Below are 10,705 nucleotides of genomic sequence, written 5' to 3' on the forward strand. Positions count from 1 at the left end.
GACGACGGACAGGAAGAGCGTGGCGTGTCAAGATTCGACAGATATCTGCTGTCGCAACTGGTGGCGCTGTTCGGCTTCTTCTCGCTCGTCCTGGTGCTCGTCTACTGGATCAACCGGGCGGTCGGCCTCTTCGACGACCTGATCTCGGACGGCCAGTCCGCGCTGGTCTTCCTCGAGTTCTCCCTGCTTGCGCTGCCCAACGTGATCCGGCTCGTGCTGCCGCTCTCGGCCTTCGCGGCGACGATCTACGTCGTGAACCGCCTGAGCCAGGAATCCGAACTCGTCGTGATGCAGGCAACCGGCTTCTCGGCCTTCCGCCTTGCAAGGCCGGTGGTCTGGTTCGGGCTGATCGTCGCCCTGATGATGATCGTTCTGATGAACCTCCTCGTCCCTGCGAGCCGTGCGGCCCTTTCGGCGCGCTCGGCCGAGATCTCGCAGAACGCGACCGCCCGCTTCCTGCGCGATGGCGAGTTCCTGCATCCCGACGACGGCGTGACGCTCTACATCCGCGAGATATCGGACACGGGCGAGTTGAACGACCTCTTCCTCGTCGATGCGCGCGATGCGCGGCGCTCCACGATCTACACGGCGCGGCGGGCGCTTCTCGTGCGGACGGACACGACGCCGAAACTCCTGATGATCGACGGCAGTGCGCAGACGCTGACCCATGAGGGTCGTCGGCTGGAGCTCACCCGGTTCGACGACGTGACCTACGACCTCGGTGCCTTCGTCAAGACCTCGGGCCCCAAGCGGCGCTCGCTCGAGGAAATGCCCACGACCGCGCTTCTGTCGCCCTCCGAGGCGATCCTGGCCGAGACCCGCGCAACGCGGGCTGCGGCGCTCTACGAGGGGCACAGCCGGATCGGCCAACCCTTCCTCGGGCTCGCTTCCTCGCTCATCGGCTTTGCGGCGCTGCTTCTGGGCAGCTTCAGCCGCTTCGGCCTCTGGTGGCAGATCCTGTTCGCGGTGGTGCTGCTGATCCTCGTGCAGACGATCAACGTGGCGGCGTCCGGCGCTGGCGCCACCGACGAGGCGCTGTGGCCTCTGGCCTATGCCGCGCCCATAACCGGCCTTGTGGTGGGGATCCTCCTGCTCTGGATCGCGCAGCGGCCGAGGCGGATCCGGCGGGCGCTCGGCGGGATCTTCGCCTCATGATCCTGTCGCGCTACATCGCCCGGCGCTTCCTGCGCATCGTCTTCATCGTCTTCATGGCCTTCTTCGGCCTGATGATGCTGATCGACGTGCTCGACCAGATGCGGCGCTTCGCGGACGAGGGGATCACGCTGGCGCAGGCCGCCCTGCTGTCGCTCCTGCGCGTGCCCGAGACGCTCTACACGATCCTGCCGCTCATCGTGATCCTTGCCGCCGTGGCGCTGTTCCTCGGCCTTGCCCGGACGAGCGAACTGGTCGTGGTGCGCGCCGCCGGTCGCTCCGGCCTCCGCTTTCTCGTCGCACCGATGGTCGTGGCTCTGGCACTCGGGGCGGCGGCCGTGGCCGTCCTGAACCCGATCGTGGCCGGCACTTCACGCCAGTACGAGGCCGCGGCCGGCCGCCTCGCCCGGGGCGAGGCTAGCATTCTGTCGATCTCGGACGAGGGGCTCTGGCTGCGGCAGGGCGGGGCGAACGGGCAGACGGTGATCCATGCCGCCCGCTCGAACACCGACGGGACGCGACTCTACGCCGTGACCTTCCTGACCTTCGACGCCGAGGGCCTGCCCACCGGGCGCATCGCCGCCGACCAGGCCGCACTCGAAACCGGCTACTGGCAGCTTTCGGGCGCCAAGAGCTGGGATCTGACAGCGGCCAATCCCGAGGCCGAGGCCAGCCTCGACGGTCATCTCCGCGTCACGTCCGACCTTACGCGCGAGGGCATCCAGGACAGCTTCGGCGATCCCTCCGCCATCCCGATCTGGGAGCTTCCGGCCTATGTCGCCGGGCTCGAGCGTGCGGGCTTCTCGGCCCGCAAGCACCGCGTCTGGATGCAGATGGAACTTGCCCTCCCCCTGATGCTCGCGGCCATGGTCCTCGTCGCCGCGGGCTTCACCATGCGCCACAGCCGCTTCGGCGGCACGGGCCGCATGGTGCTTCTCGCCCTGCTGGGCGGCTTCGGCCTGTTCTTCCTGCGCAACTTCGCCCAGGTTCTCGGAGAGAACGGCCAGATCCCCATCCTGCTTGCCGCATGGAGCCCGCCGCTGATCGGCGTCATGGGCTCTCTCGGCCTGCTTCTGCACCTCGAGGACGGCTGATGCGCCTTCTGCGAAGACTTCTTCTCTGTGCCACCTTCCTTGTTCCGCTTCCCCTTGCGGCGCAGGAGAAGGCAACGCTGGTCGCCGACAGCGTATCCATCGTGAACGAGACGACGCTCGTGGCCGAGGGCCATGTCGAGGTGCTCTTCCAGGGCACCCGTCTCAGTGCGAGCCGCGTCCTCTACGACCAGGCGCAAGACAGGCTGACGATCGACGGTCCTATCGTGCTCGACGATGGCGAGGGCCAGCTGGTGCTGGCCGATCAGGCGGCGCTCTCGGGCGACCTCGAGAATGGGGTCATGACCAGCGCGCGGCTGGTCCTCGATCAGCAGCTCCAGCTTGCCGCGTCCGAGCTGAGGCGGGTCGGCGACCGCTATACCGCCCTCGGCCGGACAGTGGCCTCGTCCTGCCAGGTCTGCGCCGACAATCCCGTTCCGCTCTGGGAAGTGCGCGCCCGCCGCGTCGTCCATGACGAGGTGGAACGGCAGATCTACTTCGACCACGCCTCGCTGCGGATCGCCGGGCTGCCGGTGGCCTATGTCCCGCGGCTTCGCATTCCCGATGCGACCCTGAAGCGCGCGACGGGCTTCCTGCGGCCGGAACTGCTCACCACAAGCCAGTTGGGAACGGGCCTGCGCGTGCCCTATTTCATTGCGCTCGGCGACAGTCGCGACGTGACGCTCCTGCCGCAGATCACGACCAAGGGCGGGCGCACGCTCGGCATGCGCTACCGCGAGGCGCTGTCCTTCGGGATCATCGAGGCCGAAGGCGCCGTCTCTCGCGACGAGATCCTGCCCGACGAGCGGCGCGGCTATCTCTTCGCGCGCGGCACGTTCGATCTGCCCCGCGACTTCACGCTGACCTTCCAGGTCGAGGAGGTGAGCGACCGTGCCTATTACCTCGACTATGGCCTTGGCGAGAAGGACCGGCTTGCGACCGGCTTCGAGGTGACGCGCGCCCGGCGCAACGAATACATCTCGGGCCGGCTGCTGAAGTTCCGCACGCTGCGCGAGGACGAGGACAACGACACCCTGCCCTCGCTCGTCGCGGACGCGACCTTCCACCGCCGCTTCGGCTTCGGCCCGCTCGGCGGCGAAGGCGGCCTGCGCTTCTCGACGCACAGCCACCGGCGCGACTCCGACGATCCGTTCGACAGCGCCCTCGACGACGATGCGATCGCCGATGGCCGGGACATGTCCCGCGCCTCGGTCCTGATCGACTGGCGCCGCAACTGGATGCTCGGGGCAGGCATCCTCGGCTCGGCCCTCGCCGAATTCGGCGCAGACGCCTATGACATCAGCCAAGATGCCACCTGGGAAGGATCGGACACCCGGATTCACGGCGCGGGCGGGGTCGAGATCCGCTGGCCCTGGGTGCGCAGTTCCGCCAGCGGCGCAAGCGACGTGATCCAGCCCGTGGCGCAGGTTGTCTGGGCAGACCGCTCCGACGCCCGGATTCCGAACGAGGATTCCGTGCTGGTCGAATTCGACGAGGGCAGTCTCTTTTCCCTCGACCGCTTCCCCGGCTCGGACGCGGTCGAGGAAGGGTCCCGCGCCGCCGTCGGCGTCAACTGGACCCGCTACGATCCCTCCGGCTGGTCGCTCGGGGCGACACTGGGCAAGGTGGTCTGGCAGGAGGACGACCCGGGCTTCTCCTCGGCCTCGGGCTTCGACGGCGACCAGTCGGACTGGCTGGCCTCGCTGCAACTCGCGACGCAGGACGGCCTCACCATCCTGCAGCGCACCATCGTGGACGAGGAACTCGGCGTGACGAAGGCGGAATGGCAGGTCGGGCTCGAGCGCGACCGCTATGGCTTCACCTCGCGCTACGTGCGGATCCGCGAGAGCGAGGAAGAAGCGCGGCCGGATCCGGTCGAGGAACTCTGGCTCGACACCCGCTACCGGCTGACCGGCGCCTGGACCGCGAGTGCCGAAGGCCGCTACGACTTCGAGGCGGACCGCACGGCGCGCGCCGGGATCGGGCTCGAGTTCCGGAACGAGTGCCTGAAGCTGGATCTTTCCCTCTCGCGTCGGTTCACTTCCTCGACTAGTGTGACGCCGAGCACGGATTTCGGCCTGTCGGTCGATCTCATCGGCTTCGGCAGCGGTGCGGCACCTGGCCCGTCGCGCGTCTGCCGCAGGTAGGGAGGCGGTCAGGACATGTCGCGGATCCGGCCGGTCGGGCCGGGCCAGCGGGACCAAGACAACCGGGCCGCCGGAACAGAGACAACCGGACCACCGGGACCAGGATAACCGGACCATCGGGACCAAGAGCAGAAGACGGCTGACGGACAGATGAAGACCTTCGTTTCCCATTGCCTCGCCCTCGTCGTGGCGTCAGGCCTGACTTTCGCCGGCACCCTGCAGGCGCCGGCGCAGAACCTGTTCGCCCCGCGTCTCGTCGTGAACGACCGGGTCATCACCAACTACGAATACGAGCAGCGCCTCCGCTTCCTCACCGTCCTCGGCGCGACCGGGGACGTCGAGACGCAGGCGATGGACGCGCTGATCGAGGACAAGATCCGGCTCGATGCCGCCGAGCAGGCGGGCCTCAAGGCGACCGAGACGCAGATCCGTGAAGGCATGGAAGAATTCGCAGGCCGGGCGAACCTCTCGGCCGACGAGTTCGTGGCCGAGCTCGGCAAGGCCGGCGTCGCGGCGGAAACCTTCCGCGATTTCGTCCATGCGGGCCTCGTCTGGCGCGAACTGATGCGGGCGAAGTTCGGCGCGACGGCGCGTCCCACGGACACGGCCATCGATCGCGCGATCACCCGGCAGACGCGGCGAGCCGCGATCCGGCTGCTGCTTTCCGAGATCATCATTCCCGCTCAGCCGGGGGAGGAGGCGGAGGCGCTTGCCCTGGCGCAGGACCTCCAGCGCCAGATCAGCGGCGAAGCTGCATTCTCCGAAGCGGCGCGCAACTACTCGGCTTCGTCCTCGGCGCCGCGCGGCGGGCGGATCGACTGGGTGCCGCTGCAGAACCTGCCGCCGACCCTGGGGCCGGTGCTGCTGACGCTCTCGCCCGGCGAGGTGAGCGATCCCGTCAAGATCCCGAATGCGGTGGCGCTCTTCCAGCTGCGCGGCATCGACGAGTCCAGCGAACCGGCGCCGGAAGGGGTCGAGGTCGACTATGCCGAACTCTTCCTTCCCGACGATGCCGGTTTCCCCGAACAGCTCGGCCGGATCACGTCGCGCACCGACGACTGCGACGACCTCTACACGGTGATGAAGGGCGCGCCGGAAGACCAGCTCCGCCGGGTCACGCTGCCCCTCGGGCAGGTCCCGCAGGACGTGGCGCTCGAACTCGCGCCACTGGACGCGGGCGAGGTGGCGACCTCGGCCACGCCGGGTGGCGCGCGGCGCGTGCTGATGCTCTGCGCTCGCCGGCCGGTGACAGAGGAGCCGATCGACCGGAACCGCCTCGCGCAGGTGCTGGTGAACCAGACGATCTCCGCTGCCGCGGACAGCTATCTTGCCGACCTGCGCGCCAACGCGATCATCCGCGAACCGTGATCGCGCCCATCGCCCTCACCTGCGGAGAACCTGCCGGCATCGGCCCCGAGATCGCGGTCAAGGCCCGCCGGGTGCTCGGCGCGCGGCTGCCCTTCTTCTGGATCGGCGATCCGGCGCATCTGCCGGAGGGTAGCGCCTGGCAGGCGATCTCGGCGCCGTTCGAGGCCGCAGAGGTGCCGCCGGAGGCCCTGCCCGTCCTGCTTCACCGCTTTCCTGACGCGCAGCGGCCGGGCGTGCTGACCCCCGGCAACGCCGCCGAGGTGGTGGCGGTGATCGCCCGGGCCGTCTCGCTCGTCCAGTCCGGCGCGGCTTCGGCGATCTGCACCGCACCCATCCACAAGAAGGCGCTCAAGGACGGGGCAGGCTTCGCCTTTCCCGGCCATACCGAATTCCTCGCAGCGCTGGCGGGCGTCGAGCGGGTGGTGATGATGCTCGCCTGTCCGGGCCTGCGCGTCGTGCCGGCCACGATCCACATCCCGCTCGCCGAGGTGCCCGCGGCGCTCACGCCCGACCTGCTCGAGGAGGTGCTGCGGATCACCCATGCCGCGCTCTGCCGCGACTTCGGTCTCGCCGCGCCGCGGATCTGGGTGACGGGCCTCAACCCCCATGCCGGCGAAGGCGGCGCGATGGGCGGCGAGGACCTGGCGGTGATTGCCCCGGTGCTGGACCGGCTCCGGGCCGAGGGGCTCGACCTGACGGGACCTCTGCCGGCGGACACGATGTTCCACGCAGGCGCCCGGGCGCGCTATGACTGCGCGGTCGCGATGTATCACGACCAGGCGCTGATCCCGATCAAGACGGTGGATTTCGCGGGCGGCGTGAACGTGACGCTCGGCCTGCCCTTCATCCGCACCTCGCCGGATCACGGCACGGCCTTCGACATCGCGGGACGCGGCATCGCGGATCCCTCGAGCCTGATCGCCGCGCTGGAGATGGCGGCCGGGATGGCAGAAGCGCACGGATGACGGTGCGACGCGGGGGTTTTGCACCCCCGCACCCCCGCACCCCCGCAGGATATTTCGACAAGAGTGAAGGCAGGACAGGCGGAGGATGAGACTTGGCCGCGATTGACGGGCTTCCGCCCCTGCGCGAGGTGATCCGGGCGCACGGGCTCTCGGCGAAGAAGCAGCTCGGGCAGAACTTCCTGCTCGACCTGAACCTGACGGCGAAGATCGCGCGGCTGGCGGGCGACCTGAAGGGTTCCGACGTGCTGGAGGTGGGGCCCGGCCCCGGCGGGCTTACCCGCGGGCTGTTGGCCGAGGGGGCGCGCAAGGTGTTGGCGATCGAGAAGGACGCACGCTGCCTGCCCGCGCTCGCGGAGGTGGCGGAGGCCTGGCCCGGCCGGTTGGAGGTACTGAACGCCGACGCGCTCGAGGTGGACGTGGCGGCGCGGCTGACCCCGCCGATCCGCATCGTGGCGAACCTGCCCTACAACGTCGGCACGGAGCTTCTGACCCGCTGGCTCTCGTCGGACTGGCCGCCCTTCTGGGAAAGCCTGACGCTGATGTTCCAGAAGGAAGTGGCCGAGCGGATCGTCGCGAAGCCGGGCTCGAAGGCCTATGGCCGGCTCGCGCTGCTGGCGCAGTGGCGGACCGAGCCCCGGATCGTGCTGACCCTGCCGCCCGAGGCGTTCACGCCGCCACCCGCGATCCATTCGGCGGTGGTGCATTTCACGCGGCTCGAGGCGCCGCGCCATCCGGCCGATCCGGCGATGCTGTCGCGGGTGACGGCGATGGCCTTCAACCAGCGGCGCAAGATGCTGCGCTCGAGCCTCAAGGGGCTGGCACCGGACATCGAGACGGCGCTGCGGGATGTCGGGATCGAGCCCACGCGGCGCGCCGAGGAAATTCCGCTGGAGGGGTTCTGCGCGCTGGCCCGGCGGCTCGCGCGCTGAGCTGGCAGGGCCGGAAGCGGCCCTGCAGCCGGATTACTCGGCGGCCTCGCGCGGATCACCATCGCCGTTGCCGTTGCCATCGCCGCCGTTGCCCTCGCCGTCGCGGGCCTTGGGCTTGCGCGGGCCGCGCGGGCGGCGCGGCTTCTCGGCCTTGGGCGCCTCGGGAGCAGCTTCGGGCTGGCCCTCTGCCGGGCCTTCGGGTTGGGCGGCGGGTTGCTCGACGGGTTCGGGACGACGGCGCTGCGCCGGCCGGTGCCGCGGACGGGCCTCCGGCGTCTCGACCAGCCCGGTCTCCTCCTCGGCATTCTCCGAAAGGTCGATCACGGCATGCGAGCTGGTGGGATTGTCCTGCGGTTGGGGCTGAGGCTGGGCTTCGGGCCGCGGCTCGCGTTCCGCCCGAGGCTGCTCCTGACGGTCGTCCCGGCGGTCGTCGCGCGGACGGTCCTGCCGGTGGTTGCCCTGTTGGGGCTGGCCGCCCTGGCCCTGGTTGCCCTGGTTCTGCTGGTGCTCGGCACGGCGGTTCTCCTGCTCGGCCGCAAGCTCGCGCTGCGCCTCGCCGAGAAGCCGGGTGTAGTGCTCGGCGTGCTGCAGGAAATTCTCGGCTGCCACCCGGTCGTTCGACAACTGGGCGTCGCGGGCGAGAAACAGGTATTTCTCGATGATCTGGGCCGGCGTACCGCGCACCTTCCCCTCGGGACCGGAGCTGTCGAACACGCGGTTGACGATATTGCCGAGGCTACGCGGGCGGTTCGATTTCGAACGCGAGCGGGACTTGGAGGATCTCATCTTGTCCTTGTATCCAGATGAAATGGCCCTGCCGGTATGCTGCAGCCCTGCGGAAGCCGCTCCCGGGTGGCTCGATTTCGCTCCGGGGCATAACGTGCATTTCAGGCTTGGACGCGCGGAAAACGATCGCGGGTAAAGCGGACCATCCCCCCGGCGCATTTCCGAGTAATCACGCCGCCGGGTGGCTGGCAAGGGAAAAATGGAGACAACGCGCGGTTTCGGCAAGGGCGCGACCAATTGACCGAGGGGCATTCGCACGTTTCAGGCCAGCCCACCGGCGGGAAGACGCGCGCAGACGACCCGGTCGCGCCCGTCGAGGTCAGGCAGGACGCGGACCTCCGCCAGGCCGGCGGCGGCGAACAGCGCGGCCACGTCGGCACCCTGCCCCGCCCCGATCTCGACCAGCAGACGGCCGCCGGGGAGGAGATGGGCAGGCGCGCCGGAGGCGATGGCGCGATAGGCGTCGAGCCCGTCCCCGCCCGGCGTCAGCGCCATCGGCGGCTCCCAGTCCCGCACCTCGGGGGCGAGATCGGCCATCTCGGCTTCGGCGATGTAGGGAGGATTCGACAGGATGAGGTCGAACTTCCCGGACACATCGGCGAACCAGTCCGAGTGGCGGAACTCGATCCTGTCGGCAAGGCCAAGGCTAAGGGCGTTTCCGGCGGCAACGTCGAGGGCCGCGGCCGACAGGTCGGTCGCGATGCCGCGCGCCGCGGGCCGCTCGGCCAGCAGGGTCAGCGCGATGCAGCCAGTGCCGGTGCCGAGATCGAGCAGGGTCGCGAAGGGATGCGCGAGCGCCGCCTCGATCAGGCATTCGGTCTCGGGCCGGGGATCCAGCGTGTCGCGCGTGACGCGGAACGAGCGGCCCCAGAAGAGCCGTTCGCCGACGATCTGGCCGACGGGCTGCCGTGCGACACGCGCAGCCAGCGCGGCCTCGAGCCGAAGGCCCGCCTCCTGCCCGACCTCGTCGGGCAGATGAAGCGTCAGGCGGTCGGGGGCCACCTGCAAGGCATGGGCGAGCAGCCTCCGGGCATCGCGCGGCGCGTCGGGCACGCCGGCCGCGGCGAGGCGCGGGATCGCTGCCCGCAGTGCCTCGGCAGCCGTCATGCCTCCATCTCGGCCAGGCGCGCGGCCTGATCATGCGCGGTCAGCGCTGCGATGACTTCGCAGAGGTCGCCCGCCATGATCTGCGGCAGCGCGTAGAGCGTCAGGTTGATCCGGTGGTCGGTCATCCGGCCCTGCGGAAAGTTGTAGGTGCGGATGCGCTCGGACCGGTCACCCGATCCGACCTGCGCCTTTCGATCGGCCGAGCGGGCGTCTGCCAGCCGCTGCCGCTCGAGATCGTAGAGCCGCGCGCGCAGCACCTCCATCGCGATCTCGCGGTTGCGGTGCTGCGATTTCTGCGACGAGGTGACGACGATGCCCGTGGGCAGGTGGGTGATCCTCACGGCGGAATCGGTGGTGTTGACGTGCTGCCCCCCCGCGCCCGAGGACCGCATCGTGTCGATGCGGATGTCGGCGGCGGGGATGTCGATATCGACCTGCTCGGCCTCGGGCAGGACGGCCACCGTCGCGGCCGAGGTGTGGATCCGGCCCTGCGCCTCGGTCTCGGGCACGCGCTGGACGCGGTGGACACCGGATTCGTACTTGAGCCGCGCGAAGGCACCCTCGCCCTCGACGCGCGCCGTGACCTCGCGGATGCCGCCGAGCTCGGAGGGCGCAAGGTCCAGGACCTCGAAGCGCCAGCCCTGCGCCTCGGCATAGCGCTGGTACATGCGCAGGAGGTCGCCCGCAAAGAGCGCGGCTTCCTCGCCGCCGGTGCCGGGCCGGATCTCGAGGATGGCCGGCCGTGCGTCGGCTGCGTCCCGCGGCAGGAGCGCCACGCGGAGCGCCTGCTCCATCTCGGGGATGCGGTCGCGGAGGCGGGGGATCTCGTCCTCGGCCAGCGCCCGCATCTCGGGATCGGCGAGCATCGCCTCGGCCTCGGCCAGATCGTCGAGCGCGGTGCGGTAGGCGGCGATCTCGGCCACCACGGGCTTCAGCTCGGAATATTCGCGCGAGAGGGCCGCGATCTCGGCGGGCGGTGCGCCGGCCGAAAGCCGCGCCTCGAGGAACTCGAAGCGGCGGACGATCTGGAGGAGGCGGTCCATCGGCACCATGGCGGCGGTTTGTCCTGCGGATCGTGTCGGGTCAAGGGGTGGGACCGCGATTGCGCCGCGGCCTGCCGAGGCGCCGGGGGGGGGGGGGGCCCCCCCCCCCCCCCCCCC

9 protein-coding genes are annotated in these 10,705 nt (G+C 69.9%); 6 read left to right on the forward strand and 3 right to left on the reverse strand.

The features are described from left to right. Positions 1-24 precede the first annotated feature (24 nt). From lptF to rsmA, 6 genes are all read left to right on the forward strand, one after another. Positions 25-1,155, forward strand: a complete 1,131-nt coding sequence (lptF, locus tag ACTVZP_RS04445; RefSeq protein WP_443210875.1) for an LPS export ABC transporter permease LptF — start codon at positions 25-27, stop codon at positions 1,153-1,155. Beyond that, complete coding sequence (lptG, locus tag ACTVZP_RS04450; RefSeq protein ID WP_443210876.1) at positions 1,152-2,246, forward strand: LPS export ABC transporter permease LptG; 1,095 nt, start codon at positions 1,152-1,154, stop codon at positions 2,244-2,246. Before lptF ends, lptG begins: the two co-directional genes overlap by 4 nt. Continuing rightward, positions 2,246-4,390 (forward strand): LPS-assembly protein LptD, encoded by a 2,145-nt coding sequence (locus tag ACTVZP_RS04455; RefSeq protein WP_443210877.1) that lies wholly within the window; start codon positions 2,246-2,248, stop codon positions 4,388-4,390. The genes lptG and ACTVZP_RS04455 overlap by 1 nt, the downstream gene beginning before the upstream one ends. A 150-nt stretch (positions 4,391-4,540) precedes the next feature. Next, positions 4,541-5,758, forward strand: a complete 1,218-nt coding sequence (locus tag ACTVZP_RS04460; protein ID WP_443210878.1) for a peptidylprolyl isomerase — start codon at positions 4,541-4,543, stop codon at positions 5,756-5,758. Beyond that, complete coding sequence (pdxA, locus tag ACTVZP_RS04465) at positions 5,755-6,723, forward strand: 4-hydroxythreonine-4-phosphate dehydrogenase PdxA (RefSeq protein ID WP_443210879.1); 969 nt, start codon at positions 5,755-5,757, stop codon at positions 6,721-6,723. Before ACTVZP_RS04460 ends, pdxA begins: the two co-directional genes overlap by 4 nt. A gap of 92 nt (positions 6,724-6,815) precedes the next feature. Then, a complete protein-coding gene (gene rsmA, locus ACTVZP_RS04470) occupies positions 6,816-7,652 on the forward strand; it encodes a 16S rRNA (adenine(1518)-N(6)/adenine(1519)-N(6))-dimethyltransferase RsmA (RefSeq protein WP_443210880.1) in 837 nt (278 codons plus the stop codon). Between the two features lie 33 nt (positions 7,653-7,685). Here rsmA and ACTVZP_RS04475 read toward each other — a convergent pair whose 3' ends face one another. The 3 genes from ACTVZP_RS04475 to prfA all read right to left on the reverse strand — a co-directional run bounded on the left by ACTVZP_RS04475 (position 7,686) and on the right by prfA (position 10,597). Next, positions 7,686-8,438, reverse strand: a complete 753-nt coding sequence (locus ACTVZP_RS04475) for a DUF4167 domain-containing protein (protein WP_443210881.1) — start codon at positions 8,436-8,438, stop codon at positions 7,686-7,688. Between the two features lie 261 nt (positions 8,439-8,699). Beyond that, on the reverse strand, positions 8,700-9,545 hold the full coding sequence (prmC, locus tag ACTVZP_RS04480) for a peptide chain release factor N(5)-glutamine methyltransferase (RefSeq protein ID WP_443210882.1): 846 nt from the start codon (positions 9,543-9,545) through the stop codon (positions 8,700-8,702). Beyond that, positions 9,542-10,597, reverse strand: a complete 1,056-nt coding sequence (gene prfA / locus ACTVZP_RS04485; protein ID WP_443210883.1) for a peptide chain release factor 1 — start codon at positions 10,595-10,597, stop codon at positions 9,542-9,544. The genes prmC and prfA overlap by 4 nt, the downstream gene beginning before the upstream one ends. Positions 10,598-10,705 lie beyond the last annotated feature (108 nt).

It is taken from the genome of Rhodobacter sp. NSM (genome assembly GCF_052244495.1).
Lineage (GTDB): Bacteria > Pseudomonadota > Alphaproteobacteria > Rhodobacterales > Rhodobacteraceae > Cereibacter_A.

What these genes read in the sequence shown, in the direction of transcription:
- ACTVZP_RS04460 (WP_443210878.1), top strand. Translation starts at nt 4,541, where the DNA reads ATGAAGACCTTCGTTTCCCATTGCCTCGCCCTCGTCGTGGCGTCAGGC.
- ACTVZP_RS04455 (WP_443210877.1), top strand. Translation starts at nt 2,246, where the DNA reads ATGCGCCTTCTGCGAAGACTTCTTCTCTGTGCCACCTTCCTTGTTCCG.
- prmC (WP_443210882.1), bottom strand. Translation starts at nt 9,545, where the DNA reads ATGACGGCTGCCGAGGCACTGCGGGCAGCGATCCCGCGCCTCGCCGCG.
- prfA (WP_443210883.1), bottom strand. Translation starts at nt 10,597, where the DNA reads ATGGTGCCGATGGACCGCCTCCTCCAGATCGTCCGCCGCTTCGAGTTC.
- lptG (WP_443210876.1), top strand. Translation starts at nt 1,152, where the DNA reads ATGATCCTGTCGCGCTACATCGCCCGGCGCTTCCTGCGCATCGTCTTC.
- ACTVZP_RS04475 (WP_443210881.1), bottom strand. Translation starts at nt 8,438, where the DNA reads ATGAGATCCTCCAAGTCCCGCTCGCGTTCGAAATCGAACCGCCCGCGT.